Raw genomic sequence first — 21,982 nt, 5'->3', positions numbered from 1 at the left:
GGAAACATATGTTTGCTTCTCAAATTGTACCACACTGTCGGCAAATTCGGCAGGGTTATTCACCCCAGTCGTCACCACTGTGGTGGGGATCCTGGATTCGCTTGAAGAGACGTTGTAAGTCCTGATCCGTAAAATGAACCAGCACTGGTCGGCCATGAGGACAGTTGAAGGGATTCTCAGCGGTTGCTAGCTTAACCAGTAAGGCGCGTGCCTGCTGATCGTCGAGATGGTGGTTGGCCTTGATGGCTCGTTTACAACTCATCATGATCGCCGTCTTTTCACGGAAGGCTGCTACTGAAATCTTTCCATCCTTTAAGACCCAGTCGACCATTTCCTTAATCGTATCTTCCTCTTGCCCAGCTTTGAACCAGGTCGGGTGTTCGTGGACAATAAAACTATTCGGTCCAAAGGACTCCAGCCGTATGCCGACACTAGCCAACGTTTCCAAATGAGCGTTGAGGTCCAAAATATCAGTCGTCGGATAATCCAACACGATCGGCACGAGTAACCGTTGTTCATCGTCACTGACCTCGCCAATGGCTTGGCGGTAGTGCTCGTAGTTAACCCGTTCTTGAGCAGCATGTTGGTCGATCAGGTAGAGTCCCTCGTCAGCCTCCGCCAATAGATAAGTTCCGTGAACCTGTCCCAGATACCGCAACTTAGGAAAGCGTGGAACATTGGGATCAGGTTCTGGAGCCGTTAAGGGTTGACTCGCCACTGGCTGTTCTGCAGACTGGCTATTCCCCAGTGGTGCCGCCGGTTGTTCCTGACGATATTTCTCGTCAAAGGCCTTCAGCGCTGGCGTTGCAAAGTCAGAACGCTGGTGAACGACCACCGGTTCAACGGGCACCTCTTCCGGCGTCTGTAGAGGTTGTGGTCCCTTATCTGCTGGTGTTGACACTATTGGTTGCGACGCCTGAATTGGTGGCGTCGGTTCGGCCCGTTCCACTGACGTGGCGGCGGACTCCAACGGATACTTCGTCGAGGCATCATTTAAGGCCATAATCAGTTGGTCCGTATGGTCATCTTCTCTTTTTTTCTGGGGCAATTCCCCATAGGCATCGGGAATCAAGTTCTCCCGTGAGAGTCGATCGAATACAGTCTTTTGAATGAGGGCCATTAAATCCGGTTCCTGACTGATACGAACTTCTTGTTTTGTGGGATGAACGTTCACGTCCACTAACAACGGGTCCATTGTGATAGTCAAAACAGCAATCGGGTAGCGTCCAACCATCAGTTTTGAGCCATAGCCAGCAATGAGTGCCTTACTCAACTGGAAGTTATGAATGAACCGACCGTTGAGCAAAATTGAAATGTACTGCCGACTGGCCCGGGTCAATTCCGGTAGACTGACATACCCCGCCACCTTAAAGTCTGGATTGTCACCCTTGATGGCCACCATCTTACGAGCACTCTGTACGCCGTAGATTCCAGCAATCACCTGCTGGAGGTCACCACGACCTGCAGTTCGTGTGAGCTCCCGACCGTTGTGCACCAGAGAAAAGGCAATCTCGGGATAGCTCAGGGCCAACCGGTTCACAATATCGGTAATCCGAGCCAATTCGGTCGCAGGTGACTTAAGATACTTTAGCCGTGCCGGGACATTGCCAAAGAGATCTTTGACAGTAATCGTCGTTCCCTTACGAGCTTCGGCAGCACGATGTTCTTGAATGATGCCACCCACATTGTGAATCATGGTACCGACTCCGCCAGTCGACGTGGTCAGGGTAACATCAGCGACAGACGCAATACTAGGCAGAGCCTCGCCCCGGAACCCTAGAGACTTGATGCGAAAGAGGTCTCGTCGATCGGTAATTTTACTGGTAGCGTGGCGTTTGAAAGCCATCTCGGCATCTTCGTCCGCAATACCATCCCCGTCATCGACGACGCTAATGCGCTGTAACCCAGCCTCTTCCACCGTGATGTCGATCTGCGTACTATGTGCATCCACGGCATTTTCTACTAGTTCCTTAACTACGGATGCGGGTCTTTCAACCACTTCACCCGCCGCAATCTGATCGGCTAATACCGAAGCCAGTTCATGAATCTTAGCCATTAGCGTTCCTTCCTTTCATCTCTATTTCGAGAGTTTTTGTTGCCATTTATAGACTTGGCTCATCACATCCATTGGCGTCATCCCCATCAGATTCAGGTGACTGAGTTGATCAATCACTTTGGCCTGAGCTGGCGTGACCTCAGGCTCGTCTGTAAAGAGGGAAAGCTGTTGATCATCCCCATCAATTGGTTCTGATTCAACGGTCTTCTCAGTGGTAGCCGGCAACTCACTCGTTGGCGTCGTTTTCTCCGAGGGTCCCGTCGTGGTCCCCGCTGCTGGTGTCGCCACGACGGGCTTCTCCGCCGCAGATTCTTCCAGATCGGTCAAGATGACATCGGCTCGCTTCAAAAGCTGTTCGGGCATTCCTGCCAATTTGGCCACATGAATCCCGTAAGATTTGTCGGCCGGACCCGGTTGCATCTGATGCAAGAAGACCAGATCACCGTCCTGTTCAACCGCCCCCACGTGAACGTTTCGAAGTTGCTTTAGGGAATCCTCAAGCGCCGTTAATTCATGGTAGTGGGTTGAGAACAGGGTCTTGGCGTGAACCCGATTGTGGACATATTCGATAATGGCTTGTGCCAAAGCCATGCCATCATAGGTTGCAGTTCCCCGCCCGATCTCATCAAAGAGAATAAGACTGTTGGCAGTCGCGTGACTCAGGGCGCGATTGGCCTCCTGCATTTCCACCATGAAGGTACTCTGACCGGAGATCAGGTCATCGGCGGCCCCAATTCGAGTGAAGATCTGATCGAAGATTGGCATCTGCGCAGCCTCGGCTGGTACGAAACACCCCATCTGAGCCATAATTACTGTAAGGGCTAGCTGACGCATGTAGGTACTCTTCCCTGACATGTTGGGCCCGGTAATTAAGAGAATATTAGTCTCATCATTCATACGAACATCATTAGGGACGTATGATTGACGGCCCAAGACCTTTTCAACCACTGGATGTCGACCTTGCTTAATCTCGAGATCATGGCCGGTAACTAATTCGGGTTTAACAAAGTGATAATCCTCACTGACCACGGCAAAACTCTGAAGAACATCCAGGCCGGCAATGATCGCTGCCAATTTTTGCAGACGTTTGATAGCCTGCTTAACTGTTTCACGTAAGGCGGTGAAGAGTTGATATTCTAAGGCAACCGATTTTTCTTCGGCCTCCAAGATCAAACTTTCTTTTTCTTTTAATTCTGGTGTTGAAAAGCGTTCGGCATTCGTCAACGTTTGCTTCCGCTCATAACGATCCGTAGGGAGCTTACTAAGGTTAACTTTGGTGACCTCGATATAGTACCCGAAGACGTGATTATACCCAATCTTAAGGTTATTAATTCCGGTAACTTCGCGTTCATGAGCTTCCAACTCGGCCAACCAATTCTTACCGTGACGCATAGCATCGCGGTACTTGTCCAGCTGTTCATTGTAGCCATCACGAATCACACCACCATCCGTTACAGACAATGGTGGTTCTGGCACAATTGCCGCACGAATGGCTGCGGCTACATCTTCAACAGGATCCAGATGTTTCAAGGTCTCATCAAAAACCTTCTCACCCAATTCCGCAATCGTATGTTCAATTTGTGGCACCTGTTCCAAGGACGTCTGGAGTTGAATCAGGTCACGTCCATTGACGCTCCCAAAAGCAACCCGACCGGCTAGCCGTTCTAGATCATAAACCTTAACCAATTCGGCTTGGAGGTTGCTGCGCTCAAAATAGTGGTCCAGGAGCACACCAACTTTGGCCTGACGGGTTTCAATAGCTTTTCGGTCGATCAATGGCCGATCCAGCCATTGCTTAAGCAGTCGCCCACCCATGGCCGTCTTGGTCTCATCCAATAACCAGAGTAAGGTCCCAGACTTTTTCTTGGTTCGCAAATTTTGTGTAATTTCCAAATTAGTCTGTGAAGAATGGTCCATTTTCAAGAAAGAAGCCGGCTGATAGGCCACCGCCCGTTGTAAATGAGCCAGACTCCGCTTCTGGGTTACCGTGACATAGGTCACTAACACCGCCACGACACGTTTGAGGAGATCAGTCTTTAAGTCCTGCTGGACGTAGCTCAGTTCGGCACTCTCTTGAACCTCAAGCTGTTTAGAAATCATCATCCCCAGCTGCTTCAATCGGTTACGTAATGCCTCTGGTACCGTCTCATCAACCACGACTTCCTTAGTCTGCAGACCCATGAGTTCGTTGACCACGGCATCAGCACCTTGAATTTCGGCGGCCTTGAGTTCTCCTGTTGAAAGATCCGTATAGGCCAGCCCGAAGTTTTCTGGACTGGTAAGTGTCAACGCTGTCAGATAATTATTCCGTTTAGCACCAGCGGCACCGGTATCGGTCTGAGTCCCTGGTGTAACCAGCTGAATGACCTCACGTTTCACCATACCCTTGGCTAACTTAGGATCCTCCATCTGTTCACAGATAGCGACCTTGTAGCCTTGATCTACGAGAATATCAATGTAGCTCTGGACCGCCTTGTGAGGCACGCCACACATTGGAATCGGATTCTTGGCACTGTGACTTCTAGTCGTCAAGGTGAGCTCCAAGATCTGAGACCCCTTCACTGCATCCTCGTTAAACATTTCATAAAAGTCCCCGAGCCGATAAAACAAGAAGGCATCCGGGTACTGATCTTTAATTTTCTGATATTGGGCCATCATGGGCGTCGTTTTCGTCATGAAAATTGGTTCATCCTTTCAGTAACTCTAACTTTGGTACGGATGTTGTGGACTGATTAAGATCGGTCGAATCCGTGAGGCGTGACCGGTCTTATCGTTTAAGTCAATGACACAACCGGATAAGAGTCCCGCACCCTTTTCTTGAACGGTATAGCGCGTTGGTCGTTGGTTTTCAAAGCGTTCGATCACGCTGTCAGCTTGCATTCCGAGGACACTATCGGCCGGACCGGTCATCCCAACTTCCGTCAAGAAGGCCGTCCCATGCCGTAATACTTGAGCGTCACTAGTCTGAACGTGGGTATGGGTGCCAACTACGGCAGAGAGCTGACCGTCGTAACGCATAGCGAAAGCCCGCTTTTCACTGGTCGTCTCAGCATGGAAGTCGACAAAGACAAAGTCGGTATCCAGTTCAGGAAGGAGATCCTTCATCATCGCGAAAGGATCATCCATGGGATTCATAAAGACCCGTCCTTGCATGTTGACCACCGCTAAGACTTGTTGGTTAACCTTAACCTTCGTCCAGCCTTGTCCCGGTGTGTTGTCACCAGGAAAGTTGGCGGGCCGAACCAGGCGATTGGCGCCTCCAATAAAGTCATAGAGTTCGGCGTTATCCCACGTATGGTTCCCCATGGTGACGACATCGGCTCCGTCCTTTAAAAGCTGCTTGTAAATACTTTGACTGATACCACGACCAACTGGAGTTGAATTTTCCCCATTGACGATGGTGACCTGAGGCTTTAAATCCCGTTTTAATTGCGGTAGGTACTCGTGAATCATGTCCACACCGATATTTCCAACAACGTCACCAACAAAAAGAATACGCATCTTCGTTCCCCTATCTACGACCCTCGTGGGTCCTCATTGATCGGTCTGCCCGATCATCTTTTTCATTTAATTCAATTGGTTGAAATGACATAGCTGGCAACACCAAGCGTGATTCCAACCATTCAATCCTGTCAATTGCATACGGTCTATTTTACCATGGATTAAGCCCTAATGACGTAAAAAAGCTAGGACCATAATCGGCCTAGCTTCTCTGACTTATTTCGCATATTCAACTGACCGGACTTCCCGGATGACGGAAACTTTGACGTGACCTGGGTAATCCAGGTCGCCTTCAATTTGTTTCTTGATGTCTCGTGCCAAGACAACGGCATCTGTATCGGAAATCTTCTCTGGCCGCACGATGACGCGAACTTCACGTCCCGCTTGAATGGCAAAACTATGATCCACACCGTCAAATGCATTGGCGATGGTTTCCAGTTTGTCTAAGCGGTGAATGTAGCTCTCTAATGTGTCTGATCGTGCACCTGGTCGAGTAGCCGAGATAATGTCGGCAGTCCCTACCAGTTCCGCAATAACAGATTGCGAAGCCGTTCCGTCCGCTTGAGCGGCAATAGCATTCACAACAACAGAACTTTCGCGATATTTCTTCGCCAACTCCATTCCAGTTGTGATGTACGAATTGTCGTCCTCGTGTTCCGCAGCACGGCCAATATCATGTAATAATCCTGCACGTTTTGCTAACGTGACATCCTCACCTAATTCAGCAGCCAATACCCCAGTGATCTTGGCAACCTCGACTGAATGGGCCAAAGCATTTTGCCCATGAGAAATTCGGAAATTCAAGCGGCCAACGGCCTTGATTAATTCAGGATGCATTGAGTGAATCCCGAGATCAAACGTCGTCTGCTCACCAATCTCCCGGACACGTTCGTCCAGTTCTTTCTTGGCTTTTGCCACCATTTCCTCAATCCGAGCGGGATGAATCCGCCCATCTTGAATCAACTTCTCCAATGCAATCTTGGCAACTTCTCGCCTTAAGGGGTCAAAGCCACTCAAGACGACTGCTTCCGGCGTATCATCGATAATTAAATCGATTCCGGTTAATGTTTCCAAAGTCCGAATGTTCCGTCCTTCACGACCGATAATTCGGCCTTTCATGTCGTCATTAGGCAACGTCACAACAGTAATGGTCGTTTCCGTTACCATATCAGCGGCACTTCGTTGAATGGCAGAGACAATCAGGTCCTTCGCATTAGCCTGAGCCGTCTTACGAGCCGTCTCTTCACTTTCTTGAATCATTTTTGCCCGTTCCCCGGCCAGAGAGGTTTTTGCCTCTGAGATAATCAGGTCGCGTGCATCTTCCTGGGATAACGCCGCAACGGTTTCAACCGCTGCCTGTCGTTTTTCAATCAGTGAGTCTGCCTGTTGTTGTTTCTTAGCTAAATTCTGTTCTTCAGCACTGAGCTTCTTGTCTCGACGATTCAAGGAATTCTCACGCTTTTCCAGAGAGTTATCTTTCCGGTCCAGTGACTCTTCTCTTTGAATCAAACGGTCCTCTTGCTTCTGAACTTCGGCACGACGTTCTTTCAGCTCTGTTTCGACTTCCGCCCGATACTTGTGGCTGTCTTCTTTGGCCTCTAACAAGGCCTCTTTAGTAGCCGTCTCAGCTTGCTTCTGCGCTTCCGCTAACACACCTTTTGCAGTGTACTTAGCGGCATCTAGCTTACGTTCATGGACAGATTTACGATAATAATACCCGCCCACAACACCAACAACGATAGCGATGATTGCGAGGATTATAGTTGGAACAGTCATGATTCCACTCATGATTCCACCTCCGCATCATCAAAAATGACTAATTTAAAATCAGACTTTTCAAGATGTTGTTATGATTACTGACACAACTTTAATTTTAATGGTTGCCGTGAACGCTGTCAACTAAACTCATTGATTGGGAACACAAAAAATCACGCTGGCGTCTCTGCACCAGCGTGAACGGTTAATCCCTACTTGCCTTGTGGCTTGCCGGGCGTTAATTCAATTTGTTGTGACCCTTTCTTGGACGTCGATTTACCGTCCTTAGAGGCCTTTTGATCTTTGTCTTTAGCCGGTGTCTCTGGTTCGTCACCATCAACACTAACACCGTAGGCCTTTCGAACCCGCGTGTTAATTTCAGACATCATGTCGGCGTGGTCAGCCAGGTATTGCTTGGCGTTTTCACGTCCTTGACCAATTCGATCCTCGCCATAAGAGTACCATGACCCACTCTTATCCACGATATCCTTCTCAACCGCCATGTCCAAGAGTTCACCTGTTTGTGAGATTCCTTGGCCATACATGATATCAACTTCAGCCCGCTTAAATGGTGAAGCCACCTTGTTCTTCACAACCTTGATCCGCGTCCGGTTACCAATGACATCGGTGCCATCCTTGATCTGTTCAGCACGCCGAACTTCCAAACGTACTGTCGCGTAGAACTTCAGTGCCCGTCCACCAGGTGTGGTTTCGGGGTTCCCAAACATAACCCCAACTTTTTCACGAATTTGGTTGATAAAGAGTGCGATCGTCTTCGTCTTGTTAATAGAACCAGACAGCTTACGAAGTGCTTGAGACATCATCCGAGCTTGTAGACCCACGTGAGCGTCTCCCATTTCTCCTTCGATTTCGGCACGGGGGACCAAGGCTGCAACAGAGTCAACAACCACAATGTCCACGGCACCACTGGAAATCAAGGCATCAGCAATTTCCAGTCCTTGTTCACCAGTATCCGGCTGTGAGAGTAACAGGCTATCGATATCGACACCCAGAGCCGTGGCATAGGCAGGATCCAATGCGTTTTCAGCATCGATATAAGCCGCAGTACCGCCACGTTTTTGGACCTCGGCAACGGCGTGTAAGGCCACCGTCGTTTTACCGGAAGATTCAGGTCCATAAATTTCAACGATTCGACCACGAGGATATCCCCCGACACCTAATGCCACGTCCAGGGCCAACGATCCAGAAGGCACGGTTTCCACCTGCATGTTCGTATTGTCCCCTAGCCGCATGATGGATCCTTTACCAAAGTCTTTTTCAATTTTCTTCAGCGCTTTATCCAGCGCTGCTTGTCGTTCGTCAGCCATTTGAATCCTCCTTGAGTGCTTCATATTCTAGTAACACTATACCGGCTTAATTCTAAAATTGCAAGCAAAAACAGAACAAAAGTTCCCCTGAATTAAATTCGAAGTGTTTGGCGAATCCAATCCAGTCCCAGTAGAACCGTTCTAGCCCGAATCTTGTCACGATTACCCGTCAGATGAACCAATTTGGCCTGTGGGTCATGCCCACGCTGGGCCAATCCTAGCCAAACGGTTCCGGCTGGTTGCCCTTCCAAGGTGTCCGGACCGGCAACACCAGTGAAGCTCAAGGCTAGATCGGTATCGAGTCGTCGGCGAGCCCCTTCGGCCATGCGTTTTGCTGTGGCTGCGCTGACCACACCCTCGGTGTCAATAATCGCATTGGGAATGTCTAAAAGAGCACGTTTGGCTTCATTCGCATAGGTCACGAAGCCCCCCGGGAACACCGCCGAAACGCCAGCGATATCGCCCAGTGTACTCTGAAATTCGCCAGCAGTCAGACTCTCAGCCGCAGTAATGGTCAACTTGCGGTCAATCAGACCATGAACCACCACATTGGCCAGACTGTTATCGTCACCATAGCCGTAAAGATAATCCCCAACACGTTGTCGAATCAAGGTTACCAGACCATCAATCAGATCGCTTGCCCTGGTCTCACTATTAGCCGTCGCCGTCAATCGGAGAGTCACCTCATTTACCTTGGCATACGGGGCAATCGTCGGATTAGTTTGTTTGGCAATCAGATCACCTAGAGTCGTGACCAACTGAGACTCCCCGATACCAAAGAAGCGAAGAACCTTCGAGACCAGATATTCTTCTCGTTGATAGGCATGCTTGAGCACTGGTAGGGCTTCCTCACGAAACATGAGTTCCATTTCGCTGGGTGGTCCAGGAAGCAACATGACATCCGCTCCCGTAGGCGCCCGATAGAAGGCACCCACAGCCATTCCAGTTTGATTCTTCAATGGGAGGCTACCATCTGGGTAAAGCGCCTGTAAGCGATTGTTAGGGGTCAATTTCTGGCCCGTTGTCAGAAAGTGCTGGTGAATTTTCGCCATCGCCGTCTCGTCTTCGACTAATTTAACTCCCAAGAGATGTGCAACGGTCTGCTTGGTCAGATCGTCTTTAGTTGGTCCTAACCCACCACTGATCACGACCAGATCACTACGAGACCGGGCCTGAGTAACCACGTTGGTTAACCGATTAGCGTTATCGCCCACCAGTGAATGGTAATAAACCTCAATTCCGGCTGATGCCAGGCCACGTGCGATAAATGCCGAATTTGTATCAACGACCTGTCCCAATAAGATTTCTGTGCCCACTGCAATAATTTCTGCCTGCATACTATCCCTCCGATGCTGACCTAGTTAACTCCGTAAAACGGCCCCGTTTATTCGGGCCAATTCATCTTTTTTTAGACACAAGAACCCCCGCTAATAATTCACGGGGGCTCACCAGCCTATTCAGCGGAAGATTCCGCGAAGACCTGCTTGTTTTGTACAAAATAATCGATACCAGAGTAAATGGTGAAGAAAAGGCAAATGTAGAAGAAGATCAGGGCCATTGGCACGTTGATCGTCCCAAATCCAATGTTGTTGAGTAAGAGGAGAATAATCCCCACCATTTGTGTGGTCGTCTTAATCTTCCCAGGCCAAGCAGCAGCCAAGACACGGCCACCAGTTTCCACGACGATCAGACGTAAACCAGTCACGGCTAATTCTCGGCAAACGATAATCGCAACACCCCAGGCTGGAACCTTTCCCATGGCCACCAAGAGAATGAAGGCAGTCATGACAATCATTTTGTCAGCTAAAGGATCAGCAAACTTACCAAAGTTAGTGACCAGGTGCTGACGCCGGGCAATTTGACCATCCAAGAAATCCGTAATAGAAGCCACAGCAAATACTAAGGCGCCCAATATTTGGGTGACCGGAATCGCAGTTCCCAGCCAAGTCACCGTCCCCCAATCCAATGGGAGTACCAATAACAGCAAGAAAACAGGGATTAAGATAATCCGAATAATGGTCAAACGATTTGGGACGTTCACAGAAATTTCCTCCTTCAAATACCGAAACTTATCATTAAAAAAGCGTGTCGGCCGCCACGGACCGACCCGCTTCTACTTTATTTAAATTCTAGAGTAACTGTTTGGACCTGCGATGAAGTTGTCGTGCTGGAACTCGTCGTGTCCGTCGATGTTGAAGCAGACGTGCTAGAAGCAGCGCTGGTACTCGTCGCAGAGTTAAAATGGAAGGCCTCGCCATCAACCTTAACCTTGGTTGCTGGGGCATTTCCGAAGTTGAAAGTCACACTGGTTGCAGAGCTAGGAATTCGCATGCTGTGTGACGTTGAAGCTGACAACGTTCCCTGCCAAATCGTCGAACCAGCAACACTAACCGACATCCAAGCACTGGAAGAAGCTGAGAGCTTCAACTGAGGCTTAGTGGAAACGTTCTTAACCTGCCAAGTTGACCCAGAAGTCGTCGTGCTTAATTGCTTAAACACGGGCGTCTTCGTCACCTTCTTGGTGGAAGCCTTCTTGGAAGATGATTTGCTCTTAGCCGAGCTACTCGTCTTCTTCTCGGAACTGCCAGAAACGCTAACAGAACTACTGTCGACATTATCTTTCTTCGTTGAACGACCACTGTGGGCTGCTGCCATCCAAATTCCAAGAAGCACTGCCAGCACCACGATCACAATACCAATCACTGGAACCGTCCGCCGTAATTTCACGTAACGGTCGTCTACCTTACGTTGTTGTGAGCGGGTTTCTGGATTATTCTCGTTAACTTTATCGACATATTCTTGGGTCTGGGTGCTTGGCAATGTGCTATCGAATTGCTTCAACAACTCGCCGCCGTCCAGATCCACCATGTCTGCGTACTGCTTGATAAATGCCCGAACGTAAAAGTCCCCCGGTAATTCATCAAAATTTTGGTCTTCAATTGCGATGAGGTAACGCTTTTGAATCTTCGTCGTTTGCTGCAAATCGTCTAAGGTAAAGCCCTTAGCAATCCGGGCGTCACGCAACGTTTTCCCCAAAGTTATTTTATTTTCACTCATTATAAACTCTCCACCTGTTCAAAATTTCTCTATTAGCAGTATAGCATAGGCACTGACGCATTTTTAGCCAGAGGGTCGATAAATCTGGATTTAACCGTTTCTTAATCTCCCCTTAAGGCAGGATGGTATGAACCGTCTGTTGGCTAGCTGACAAAAAGGCTTCAGAAGCTTCTCGCAAATCAGTAAACGTCAACTCTTCCAGAATGGCCAGTTCATCAAAAATGGTGGCACCAGAGAAGAGTGGGCCGTCATACTGATTGGCAATGGCTTCCACTGAATTCATGGCGCCGACAAGCCGACCAATCGCCTCTTGCTTGACTAATACAAATTGCGGTTTAGCAGCCTCTAATTGGGCTGATGCATCTTGCAAAATAGCCGTCAACTCTTGCGCGAACTTTTCGGGCTGGTCGGTATCACCGGTCAATTGGGCAAAGTGTGCTCCTCGTTGAACCTGGAAGTCATAGCCAAAGCTATCATCAATAATGTTTGCATCATACAAACGCAAGTAATTGTCCCCACTGTCATTGAATAACAGATCAAACATTAACGAAATGGCAACACTATACTTCAAACCTGCACGTCCGGCTGGCACGGTGTCAAAACCACGTAACCCCAGATTGACTCGTGGCCGTGTCACAGCCAGATGTCGTGTCTGCGTAGCCGGAATATCCGCTGGCGTCGCTTGTTCACTAGCAAGCCGTCGAATCGGACTGGCTGGTTCAAACGTCTTGTGAGCCTGATTGTCAGTAATCCACCCCGCTGTTTCTTCAGGATCCAGTTGCCCTACTACCACAAGGCTCATGTTACTAGGATGGTAGAAGGTGTTATATGCCGTGTAAAGATCATCTGCTGTAATCTTGGCAATTGACGCCACTGTACCGGCGATATCGATGTGCAAAGGTTCTTTAGGATACAGATTCCCAATCATCCCAAAATAACTTTGCCAGCCGGGGTCGTCATCATACATTTTGATTTCTTGGCCAATGATTCCCTTTTCTTTATCGACAGTCGCCGCGGTAAAGTATGGCTGCTGCACGAAGTCCATGAGAATATCGAGATTTTCTTTCAAATGACTCGTCGTCGCAAAAAGGTAGCTCGTTTGAGTAAAGCTGGTAAAAGCATTTGCCGAAGCCCCATACTGCCCAAATAAGTCAAAAGCATCGTGATCTTCTTTCTCAAACAACTTGTGTTCCAAAAAGTGGGCAATCCCATCCGGCAAGCGCACAGGATCAGTCTGGCCTCTTGGAACAAAAGCATTATCTACTGCACCATAGTCAGTAGTCATGATAGCAAACGTCTTGTGAAAACCTGCCTTAGGCATTAAGACCACACGGAGACCATTGGCCAGAGTCGTCTGATAGATACTCTCACCTAGACGGTCATAACTTTCTTTAGTCAACACTTTGGTCACCTCCATGTAAGCAATACGTAGCCTGTAGGGTCACGTGTTTAGCAACACGAGCCACATCCCCAACTGTGATCGCCCTGAGTTTTTCTTGCCAAGTTGCCAAAGGTTCGCTCAGGTGCGTCAATTGCACGTTGAGTAACCCGGTCAATCGGCGTTGCGGACTGTCGAGTGCCGACAAGCGGGCATTCATTAGACTTGCTTTAACCTCATCCAACAGAGTAGCCGGCAGTTCGCCACGTTGCATGGCGGCCAGCTGTTCTCCGATAATTTTTTCCACCCGTTCCTGATTCTCCGCTTGAATCCCTGCTTGTACCGTCAGTGTCCCATTAAAAGGATTGTAACCGCTACTAGCATAGTAGGCCAAACTTGCCTTCTCACGAACATTTGTAAAGAGAAGTGACAAAGGACTGCCCCCAAAAGCTGCATTAAACACGACTGCGGCCATAAAATCAGGGTCATCGCGATAGACGGGCAACCGGTATCCAAGGTTCAATTTTGCTTGTACTACTGGCGCCAGGTCATCACCCACCTGAACCTGTGGTCGAGCATCCCAATGGTAATAAGGCGCACTGGTTGGTTCCATCCGGTCATCTAGTGGCCACTGTGCTAGAGCTGACTGAACGCGTTCAGCAGTCACATCCCCAATCACGGCCACATGAACCGCGTCATTAGCTAACATATCATGGTAAGTTCCTAAAATATCCATGGCTGATAGGCCACTCAAAACGTGCAAATCTCCCAGTGCATTCATTGCCTGCGTTGGCTGTCCTGTGAAGAGCAACTCCTGCAGACGACGGTTAGCCAGGTACTGCTTGTCGTCATCCAGTGACTTGATCGCCGTGTAAAGGTTTTGGCGTTGCTGGGTAAAGGTTGCCGAGTCAAAATTGCCGCCTGGCAACAACGGCGCAAATAAGACTTGCTTTAACAGGTCCATCCCCCGTTCAAACAAAGGGGCATCATCAGCGTAATTGGCCAGATATTGCTCATCAACGACCGAACAGGTCAATCGAATAACATGCTTCGTCCCGAGCTTTAGAACACTGATTCCAAACGTTGCCCCATAAAGGCGAGATAACTCACGAGCCAATGCCGTTTGTGTTGGATACTGTTCCGTGCTCGTCTCAAGCACCTGAGCCAAGAGAGCTCTGCCTGTGATGGCCGTCGCTTGAAGCGGCGCCACAAAGTCCACTTTAATGCCGACAGTTTTAAATTGTTTGGTGGGTAACAAATCAAGAGTTACCCCATTTTTTATGCGAAAATGCACGCGCAGAATCCTCCTCTGACAAAAGTCTAATCGGTGTTTAATGATAAGGGAACCAATCGGTAAATACAAGCAACCACTTTTATTTTCACGGTGTTTTGGCTAAGCATCCCCACTACTCAGCTCTGAAAGGACGGTAAAGGGCCCCGAACGACTGTCCCGGACCCTCAAAAACCAATTTATTTTTTCAGTAATGGTGTATCGACATTTCCACCGAACCACTTTTGGTTAATCTTGGCCAGTTGACCATCTTTAGCAGCACGAGCTAAGCCCTGATTAATCTTGCTTTGGAGGGTCACATCCCCCTTACGCATCCCCACCGCGAATTGTTCCTTAGGGAAGTTTCCCACGGTAACCTTAAAGTCTTCGGGATGACGTTGGTGCTTGATGTAGTAATTGGCATAAGTACTGTCGATGAGTAGACCTTGAATCCGACCGGCGTTCAGATCAATGAACGCGTTGGTAAAGGAATCATACTGGACGGCAGCGTGATTCTTAATCCGATTCTTAAAGACCTTGGGGTAATTCTCAATATCATTGTACCCTGAAGAGCCACTCTGTGCGCCCAGAATCTTATCCCGCATTCCAGCAAAACTGTTGATACCACTCTTCTTTAACGTCACCAGTACCTGATCATTGTTCAGGTACTTCCGCGAGAAAGCCACCTTTTTAGCCCGCTCTGGTGTGATTGAATACCCGTTCCAAATCAAGTCAATCGTCCCGTTGCGAAGCTCCGTGGCATTCATAGACCAATCAATGGTTTGAAAATCGACTTTGATCCCATATTGTTTGAAAACGGCACGCGCTAAGTCGATGTCATAGCCGACTAGTTTTCCACTCTTCTGACGGAAGCCCATCGGCACAAAGCTATCATCTAGACCAATAACGACCTTTTTCCGTCGTTGAATCCGTGACCAGGTATCTCGCGTGTCGGCCTGTTTAGCAGACTGACCGCAGCCAGCCAACGTCGTTCCTAGAGTCAGCAGCACCGTGAGCAACACTGCCCAGCGTCTGAACTTTTTTCTCATGGTTACTCACTCCTAACTCTTCGCTTCTACCCGTAGCATCTGATCGGCAATCGACTCCGCAAATGGGATATCGTGGGTGACCACAATCTGGGTCATTCCTTCTGCCTTTAGTTTTAAAATAATCTCTTCAACTTCTTTACGTAGGTCCGGATCCAGTGCTGAGGTAGGTTCATCGTAACACAGAAGTTTAGGCCGCATGGCCAATGCCCGAACGATAGCCACTCGCTGCTTCTGACCGCCAGATAATTCATAAGGGTACAGGTCGGCTTTGCCATCCAGATTCAATTGCTTCAATAATCGCTGTGCAGTGGCTTCGGCTTCACCCTTGGTTTGCTTAAGCACCATGGTTGGGGCCAACGTCACATTTTGGCGCACAGTCAAATTGGGAAATAGCTGAAAGTCCTGGAAAACCACGCCAATCACGGTGTCGTTATTGCGGTTGGTTACTGGATTGAACGGCTGGCCGTCTAAGAAGAAGTCGCCACTATCAGTCTCTTCCAGGCCACTGATACACCGTAATAGGGTCGTCTTTCCGGCACCAGAAGGCCCGACAATGGTTAGAATCTGCCCGTCATTAACGGTTAAATTAACCCCATCTAAGATTAATTTACCGGCAAATCTTTTCGTAATATTTTTAAGTTCTAGCATAGGTTATCACCCTTTCTCTCTAACGCCAGGCACTGTAATGCTTTTCGAGTCGTTTCAGGACCACTGTGCAGACCGCCGTTAATAATAAGTAAATGACGGCAACTAACACCATTGGGACTAATGTGACATCTCGCGCCATGGCCACATTCCCGGCTCGTAGCAGATCGCCAAGACCAATGACATAGACTAGTGAAGAATCCTTAATCAAATTGATGACTTCATTCCCAATTGAAGGAAGCACAATTTTGACCACTTGAGGGATCACAATTGTGCGTAAGGTCTGCCAATTGGTCAATCGCAAGACTCGCGCACTTTCGTATTGTCCTACGGGGATAGCTTGCAGACCACCCCGGAAAATTTCCGCGAAATAGGCCGTGTAGTTCAAGATAAAAGCGAAGAGGGCGGCATCATAACGTTGAAACACGATCCCAATAATGGGAAGCCCATAAAAGACGAAGATAAGTTGCAACAATAGTGGGGTTCCGCGCATTAACCACACGTAAACATCAATCAGCCAAGTTAAGGGCTTAAAATTAGTAATCATCCCTAGCCCCACCAGAATCCCTAAGGGAACGGAAATTATTAACGTCCAGAAGAAAATCGATAACGTCGTACCGGTTCCCGAAATTAACGATGGTAAAATTTGACTCACATAATTCATGGCAATCATCCTCTCTTCAACTAAAAAACGCCCTCTTGAGATTAACTCTCAAGAGGGCGTTTGACCGCGATTCCACCTCATGTACTCGATGAGCTCACGCCACACCGACTCAGGGAGTTGCCCGCTGCCACAAAAATAAAAAAGTCCTCTTAGGTCCATAGACCTAAGAGGACGATCACATCGTGGTTCCACCTCTGTTTGTTAAACCATCACTGGTCTAACCTCAGCGAGTTGCTAGCAACTCCAGCGATAACGGGCTACCCCGGGTCATCCTACTAGATTCAGACAACCAACTCACAGATGTGTTTCAGTTAACCAAGGACACCCGTTTCCATCAGCCGGGCTTTCTGTTGTGACTTTGGTGACCTACTCTTCTGTTCAACGTTATTGATTCATTGACAACATACTACGATCTTTTTCAATCGCCGTCAAGCTTTATTGAAAATTTAGCCGTTGATTACAATGCTAACCGCGATGGAACCAGCCACTGACCTTGTGCCAGAACCCAGTTGGGGCCTCGGCTTCAATCTTCATCAATGGTACCGTTTCCCCCTCAAGTCGGCGCGCAACATTTCGATATCCTTGAGAAGCAGGATTGTCAGTTTGCATGACAATAGGTTCTCCTTGATTAGATGTCGTGATCACAGCATCATCATCAAAGATGATTCCTAACAATTCGATACCCAGGTGATGGGTAATCTCATCAATATCCATCATGGACCCGTCCTGCATCATATTCCGACGGATCCGGTTGATTAACAGGCGTGGGGCCTCGGTCAGTGGATGTTGTTCCAACAGGCCGACGACCCGATCAGCATCCCGGACAGCGGAGATTTCAGGCGTCGTCACCACGATAGCGGCATCGGCACCAGCAACAGCGTTCATGAAACCTTGTTCAATCCCAGCTGGACAGTCGATCAGGACATAATCATATTCTGGTTTCAATTCATCGACAATCTCTTTAACCTGTTCGGGTTGTAAAGCATTCTTATCGGTGTTTTGTGCGGCTGGCAATAAGTAGAGCTTGTCGTCAAACCGCTTGTCCTTGACTAGTGCTTGGGGGAGCTTAGCCCGTCCTTCAGCGACGTCAACAATATCATAAATGATGCGGTTATCGAGACCTAAAACGACGTCCAGGTTCCGAAGACCGATATCCAGATCCATCAGACAAACCCGTTTGCCCATTAAGGCTAACGCCGTTCCAATATTGGCACTGGTAGTCGTCTTACCAACCCCACCTTTACCAGAGGTGATGACAATTGCTTTTCCCATAACTAAATTCCTCCAATCTGGTTATATAACTTCGGATTAATCTTCTTTAATTGCGCCAGCTTACCGTATGACAACACGTGAAGATCGTTCACATACGCGATCGTTTGACGTGAATCGGCCAGTTGTTCCGATTCGATAATGTCAAACTGTTCGGCAATACGAACCTGTTGGGCAGTCTGAAGATTTCCCATAATCAGTTTGGATTCATCATCGGGATAGCCGGCTTGCAAGATACCGGACACGTCTCCCATCGAAAAGATGTTGCCCGTCGTCCGGAGTTTGCCACCCTCGTGGATGGTTCCCAAAAAGAGAACATCCCCTTGCATGACAACCTCTTGCCCATTTCGGATAACCTTACTCAACAGATGAACGTTCTCACGTTCGCGGAGTTGAATGGCATCGTCAATGGTGATCACGTTTGCCGCAATCTTGTGGATTTCAAAGCGTGGGTAATTCCCCACCATTTCTTCAATTTGAGCTTTCTCATCGGCCGTCAAGAGACGATCTTCAGTCAGTACGTCCAACGACACTTTGGTCGTCTCCAACGCCTTGGGATCGGTCTTGAGTTTCTCCAATAGTGCCTTCAAATCAACCAGAATCTGCTCAAAACTGGCGGTCTGTTTCAACACCAGATCATAGCCGTTTTGCGTTCCCCGTAATACGGCAGCTTGCATAGCGTTCGTTCCCTTCACCTAATTTAACCAATTATACACCCAACGAATTGGGAAATATAAGATGACATACAACGCGAGATTAAAAGCTAGTGTAGGGCCTAAGGTATTCACTAAGAATGAACTACCCGAGATTACGGTCATATGCACCACCCGACTAGCCAAAAATCCTAGCCCCTCAACTAAAGTAATATCAATAAAGTAAATTAATAGTCCACTGAGAAAGTTGGGGCTAATATAGGTCACCATGATCCGGGTCACATACACAAGTAAAGGAAAAATGAAAATGTAAACTCCAAAAATCCCCGTGTAGTACAGATCAAAGATGGTCCCAGCAACAATAGCCCATCGACCCAATGGCATCGTCACATTCTCCTCGTAAAGAACGGCCGTGACTAACCATAATACAACCAGGTGACTCACCATGACCGTAGGATAGTTAAACATTTGGCTACTGAAAATATGACTCACACTGCCATCCAGTAGAAGCATAATCAATAACCCAATTGGAAAACCAAAACGTAACTTTGATAATCGATACACGTCTTAGCCCCCCTACTGCTTCGTAACAGCGACTGTGACGATGTTTAAATCAGTCAGATCAGTCGCTGGCGTGATGTATAGCTTTGTTGACAACCCGTAGTCATCGCCGCCAGTTTCGGCAACTTTCCCGACATACAAGCCCTTAGGCGTCACGCCACCAAGACCACTCGTGACGACCTTGTCGCCCTTATGAATCTTGGCTTTAGTGGTGATGTTATTCATCGTAATCTGTCCCGTTGCGGTCCTATAGCCACTCAGAACGCCGTTAACTGTGGTTCCGGACTTGGTGGTAATCTGAACGGCAAAACGGTTAGCGGAATCATTATTATCTGTAATCAATTCCACCTTAGAATTCGTCTTATTCACCTCAGCGACTCGGCCAATCAGACCAGATCCCGACATGACCGGCATGTTTTTCTGCACGCCGGCTGACGATCCCATGTTAATGACGACTTGGTTTTGCCAAGATGATGGCGTCCGCGTAATAACGGCGGCCGAAATGGCGGTGTAGTCCGTCAACGAATCATTTAACTTAACCTGTTGTTTAAGTTGTTGGTTTTCTTTAGCTAAGGTTTGGTCTCGCACCTTGGTTTGGGCAAGCTCACTCACCTGCTTCTTCAACTGTTGGTTTTCTTGATAGGTGTTCAACAACTCCGAAACGGAGCTAACTGAGCCACTCAATCCATTGGCAGGGAGGGCCACTACCCGGTCCGCTAAACCAACAATATCGTTACCGAACTGTTGAATTAAAGGTGGCGTAGACCGCTTGTTACGAATCACCACGGACACCGTCATCAAAGCAAAGCTAACAATCAGGCAGACGATGATGATCACCAGTCGCCGATTGAAAGAAAATTTCTGCATGTTTGACCTCCATCTTGTTCGCTAGCTGTGTCAAAACACTCTAGCGTCACAATAAAGAAGCGGGAAGCTGCCTTCCCGCTAGTCCCTATTTCTTCTTCATGACATCGATACTCTTTAATGATTCACCGGTCCCGGCAGCCACACAATCCAAAGGATCGCTGGCAATGGAAACGGGTACCTTAGTGGCATCGGCAATAACTTCTGATAAGTTTTGCAGTAAAGCACCACCACCGGTTAAAACGATCCCATGGTCAATCACGTCAGCGGCAATTTCAGGAGATGTCTCTTCCAATGTTTCCTTGATTGCAGTGATGACGTCTTGAACGGGTTCCTGAATGGCCTTGGCCACATCAACCGCCGAAACTTCAACGGCCTTAGGCAACCCAGTAACCAGGTCACGTCCACGAATCGTGGACCCATCCATCTTCTCAGCAGCTTCGACTGAAGCTGATCCAATATCCATCTTTAATTTTTCTGCGGTCCGTTCCCCAATCAAGAGATTGAAGTTCGACCGGACATAAGTCGCAATGGCTTCGTCCAGCTTGTCACCGGCAACTCGAATGGAGCGGCTTGAGACAATGCCACCTAATGAGATAGTGGCAACATCTGTGGTCCCACCACCCATATCGACAACCATGCTACCAGTTGGATCCATGACGGGTAACCCGGCACCAATTGCTGCAGCAAATGGTTCTTCGATAACGTAAGCGTCACGCGCACCGGCAACCCGAGTTGCGTCAATGACTGCTCGCTTTTCAACTTCTGTGACACCACTTGGCACACAAACCATAACGTAAGGCTTACCGTTTGAGCGGCCCAAAGTCTTTTCGATGAAGTACTTCATCATGGCAACGGTCGTATCGTAATCAGCGATAACCCCGTCCTTCATTGGCCGGATGGCCACAATACTTGCCGGCGTACGGCCAATCATTGCCCGAGCATCTTCACCAACGGACACAATTTCCCCAGACTTTGTGTTCTTGGCGACAACAGAAGGTTCGCGTAGAACGATTCCTTTACCGTCAACGTACACAATCGTATTGGCGGTACCAAGATCGATTCCAATATTTTTCGTTCCTAATCCGAACACAGTGTTTCATCCCTTCATTGTCAACAAAATTTTTTAGTTATTTGTCTTATTCATTGATAGACGTATTATAACATACCTATCTACGTGAGAACACGTCGTCAGTGACAAGAATACCGAACTTTTAACGAGAAAGAAATAGGTAAAACTGATTTTAATCAGATTTTAAACGTTCTGTCTTATTTGACGTGATAGGTAGTGGTAAAATCCCGGCCTCACGGAAACTAAAGTAGGCTTTCAGCCCAACAACAAAGCCGTCTAGAACCGGAATTCCCATCAGTTCTCCACACTCGGCCAGGCGATGCATAAAGGCCAGATCGTTCGGAGATGGCTCGGCCGACCCACTCGGATGATTGTGCGCGATAATCACCCCGGCCGCCCCGCACCTTACCGCGACTTGAAAAATCTCACGTGGATGAACGGGACAGCTAGTCAGGGTCCCCTGGAAGACCGTCTGTCGTTCTAGGATACGGTGCTTAGCATCCAAAACAAACACGTCGACTCTCTCCTGCGGCAGGTAACGTAAATCGGCCATTAGGAGTTGTCCCATCTGGCCACTGGCCAAGACTTCCCCCAAGAGTGGTCGCGGAGCGCGTTGTACCCAACGACCCAGATCGATTGCCGTCAGCAGGGCACGCCGTTGTGACAAGCCTGCTACGTACTGTTGACACTGTTGGCGACTCGCATAACGTAGATTGGCAAGGCTGTGAAAGTAGCGAAAGAACCGCTCAACCTCACTCGTCTCCACCAATCCTAAATATCGCATCACTCGTCCCAATAACTGCCGTTCATTTTGACTTGTTACCTGCTCTTGTCGCATATCGCCTCAGCTCCTTACGGGT

19 protein-coding genes and 1 other annotated feature are annotated in these 21,982 nt (G+C 48.5%); all 19 genes read right to left on the bottom strand.

Annotated features, from left to right (window positions below):
- Window positions 1–55: 55 nt before the first annotated feature.
- Window positions 56–2,056 (bottom strand): DNA mismatch repair endonuclease MutL, encoded by a 2,001-nt coding sequence (gene mutL, locus EKM71_RS04315; RefSeq protein WP_125573422.1) that lies wholly within the window; start codon window positions 2,054–2,056, stop codon window positions 56–58.
- Window positions 2,057–2,077: 21 nt separating this feature from the next.
- Entirely contained in the window at window positions 2,078–4,738 is a 2,661-nt protein-coding gene (mutS, locus tag EKM71_RS04310) for a DNA mismatch repair protein MutS (protein ID WP_125573421.1), read from the bottom strand.
- A 21-nt stretch (window positions 4,739–4,759) separates the two neighbouring features.
- On the bottom strand, window positions 4,760–5,557 hold the full coding sequence (locus tag EKM71_RS04305) for a TIGR00282 family metallophosphoesterase (RefSeq protein WP_125573420.1): 798 nt from the start codon (window positions 5,555–5,557) through the stop codon (window positions 4,760–4,762).
- Window positions 5,558–5,773: 216 nt separating this feature from the next.
- The gene (gene rny, locus EKM71_RS04300) at window positions 5,774–7,333 is read right to left on the bottom strand and encodes a ribonuclease Y (protein WP_125573463.1); all 1,560 of its coding nucleotides are present in this window, start codon (window positions 7,331–7,333) and stop codon (window positions 5,774–5,776) included.
- A gap of 191 nt (window positions 7,334–7,524) precedes the next feature.
- Window positions 7,525–8,640 carry a recombinase RecA gene (gene recA / locus EKM71_RS04295; RefSeq protein WP_125573419.1) on the bottom strand — a complete coding sequence of 372 codons (1,116 nt, stop codon included), beginning with the start codon at window positions 8,638–8,640 and terminating at the stop codon, window positions 7,525–7,527.
- Window positions 8,641–8,732: 92 nt separating this feature from the next.
- On the bottom strand, window positions 8,733–9,977 hold the full coding sequence (locus EKM71_RS04290) for a competence/damage-inducible protein A (RefSeq protein ID WP_125573418.1): 1,245 nt from the start codon (window positions 9,975–9,977) through the stop codon (window positions 8,733–8,735).
- A 116-nt stretch (window positions 9,978–10,093) separates the two neighbouring features.
- A complete protein-coding gene (gene pgsA / locus EKM71_RS04285; RefSeq protein ID WP_125573417.1) occupies window positions 10,094–10,681 on the bottom strand; it encodes a CDP-diacylglycerol--glycerol-3-phosphate 3-phosphatidyltransferase in 588 nt (195 codons plus the stop codon).
- A gap of 77 nt (window positions 10,682–10,758) precedes the next feature.
- Window positions 10,759–11,697: a helix-turn-helix domain-containing protein gene (locus tag EKM71_RS04280; RefSeq protein WP_125573416.1), complete on the bottom strand. Its 939-nt coding sequence runs from the start codon at window positions 11,695–11,697 to the stop codon at window positions 10,759–10,761.
- Window positions 11,698–11,809: 112 nt separating this feature from the next.
- Window positions 11,810–13,096: an EF-P 5-aminopentanol modification-associated protein YfmH gene (gene yfmH / locus EKM71_RS04275; RefSeq protein ID WP_164504720.1), complete on the bottom strand. Its 1,287-nt coding sequence runs from the start codon at window positions 13,094–13,096 to the stop codon at window positions 11,810–11,812.
- Window positions 13,089–14,369 (bottom strand): EF-P 5-aminopentanol modification-associated protein YfmF, encoded by a 1,281-nt coding sequence (gene yfmF, locus EKM71_RS04270; RefSeq protein WP_125573414.1) that lies wholly within the window; start codon window positions 14,367–14,369, stop codon window positions 13,089–13,091. The genes yfmH and yfmF overlap by 8 nt, the downstream gene beginning before the upstream one ends.
- Window positions 14,370–14,545: 176 nt before the next feature.
- Window positions 14,546–15,394, bottom strand: a complete 849-nt coding sequence (locus tag EKM71_RS04265) for an amino acid ABC transporter substrate-binding protein (protein ID WP_125573413.1) — start codon at window positions 15,392–15,394, stop codon at window positions 14,546–14,548.
- 12 nt (window positions 15,395–15,406) lie between these two features.
- Window positions 15,407–16,042: an amino acid ABC transporter ATP-binding protein gene (locus EKM71_RS04260; RefSeq protein WP_125573412.1), complete on the bottom strand. Its 636-nt coding sequence runs from the start codon at window positions 16,040–16,042 to the stop codon at window positions 15,407–15,409.
- Between the two features lie 19 nt (window positions 16,043–16,061).
- On the bottom strand, window positions 16,062–16,703 hold the full coding sequence (locus tag EKM71_RS04255; protein WP_125573411.1) for an amino acid ABC transporter permease: 642 nt from the start codon (window positions 16,701–16,703) through the stop codon (window positions 16,062–16,064).
- 164 nt (window positions 16,704–16,867) lie between these two features.
- Window positions 16,868–17,094: a binding site (T-box leader), on the bottom strand.
- A 74-nt stretch (window positions 17,095–17,168) separates the two neighbouring features.
- Window positions 17,169–17,975, bottom strand: coding sequence for a septum site-determining protein MinD (minD, locus tag EKM71_RS04250; protein WP_057878069.1), 807 nt, complete (start codon window positions 17,973–17,975; stop codon window positions 17,169–17,171).
- Window positions 17,976–17,977: 2 nt separating this feature from the next.
- Entirely contained in the window at window positions 17,978–18,649 is a 672-nt protein-coding gene (locus EKM71_RS04245) for a septum site-determining protein MinC (RefSeq protein WP_125573462.1), read from the bottom strand.
- A gap of 18 nt (window positions 18,650–18,667) precedes the next feature.
- Window positions 18,668–19,189 carry a rod shape-determining protein MreD gene (gene mreD, locus EKM71_RS04240; protein WP_125573410.1) on the bottom strand — a complete coding sequence of 174 codons (522 nt, stop codon included), beginning with the start codon at window positions 19,187–19,189 and terminating at the stop codon, window positions 18,668–18,670.
- 12 nt (window positions 19,190–19,201) lie between these two features.
- A complete protein-coding gene (gene mreC / locus EKM71_RS04235) occupies window positions 19,202–20,053 on the bottom strand; it encodes a rod shape-determining protein MreC (RefSeq protein WP_125573409.1) in 852 nt (283 codons plus the stop codon).
- An 85-nt stretch (window positions 20,054–20,138) separates the two neighbouring features.
- Complete coding sequence (locus EKM71_RS04230; RefSeq protein WP_125573408.1) at window positions 20,139–21,143, bottom strand: rod shape-determining protein; 1,005 nt, start codon at window positions 21,141–21,143, stop codon at window positions 20,139–20,141.
- 151 nt (window positions 21,144–21,294) lie between these two features.
- Entirely contained in the window at window positions 21,295–21,960 is a 666-nt protein-coding gene (locus EKM71_RS04225) for a JAB domain-containing protein (protein ID WP_125573407.1), read from the bottom strand.
- Between the last annotated feature and the right edge of the window lie 22 nt (window positions 21,961–21,982).

The organism is Levilactobacillus huananensis (assembly GCF_003946145.1).
Taxonomy (GTDB): domain Bacteria; phylum Bacillota; class Bacilli; order Lactobacillales; family Lactobacillaceae; genus Levilactobacillus; species Levilactobacillus huananensis.
The sequence above is the reverse complement of the archived record's forward strand: the minus strand, read 5'-3'. Positions and strand labels throughout refer to the sequence as shown.

Coding starts and splice junctions, on each gene's coding strand:
- EKM71_RS04255 (WP_125573411.1), bottom strand. CDS start 16,703: ATGAATTATGTGAGTCAAATTTTACCATCGTTAATTTCGGGAACCGGT.
- EKM71_RS04305 (WP_125573420.1), bottom strand. CDS start 5,557: ATGCGTATTCTTTTTGTTGGTGACGTTGTTGGAAATATCGGTGTGGAC.
- EKM71_RS04280 (WP_125573416.1), bottom strand. CDS start 11,697: ATGAGTGAAAATAAAATAACTTTGGGGAAAACGTTGCGTGACGCCCGG.
- recA (WP_125573419.1), bottom strand. CDS start 8,640: ATGGCTGACGAACGACAAGCAGCGCTGGATAAAGCGCTGAAGAAAATT.
- mutL (WP_125573422.1), bottom strand. CDS start 2,056: ATGGCTAAGATTCATGAACTGGCTTCGGTATTAGCCGATCAGATTGCG.
- EKM71_RS04225 (WP_125573407.1), bottom strand. CDS start 21,960: ATGCGACAAGAGCAGGTAACAAGTCAAAATGAACGGCAGTTATTGGGA.
- EKM71_RS04265 (WP_125573413.1), bottom strand. CDS start 15,394: ATGAGAAAAAAGTTCAGACGCTGGGCAGTGTTGCTCACGGTGCTGCTG.
- mreC (WP_125573409.1), bottom strand. CDS start 20,053: ATGCAGAAATTTTCTTTCAATCGGCGACTGGTGATCATCATCGTCTGC.
- rny (WP_125573463.1), bottom strand. CDS start 7,333: ATGACTGTTCCAACTATAATCCTCGCAATCATCGCTATCGTTGTTGGT.
- EKM71_RS04260 (WP_125573412.1), bottom strand. CDS start 16,042: ATGCTAGAACTTAAAAATATTACGAAAAGATTTGCCGGTAAATTAATC.
- EKM71_RS04290 (WP_125573418.1), bottom strand. CDS start 9,977: ATGCAGGCAGAAATTATTGCAGTGGGCACAGAAATCTTATTGGGACAG.
- minD (WP_057878069.1), bottom strand. CDS start 17,975: ATGGGAAAAGCAATTGTCATCACCTCTGGTAAAGGTGGGGTTGGTAAG.
- EKM71_RS04245 (WP_125573462.1), bottom strand. CDS start 18,649: ATGCAAGCTGCCGTATTACGGGGAACGCAAAACGGCTATGATCTGGTG.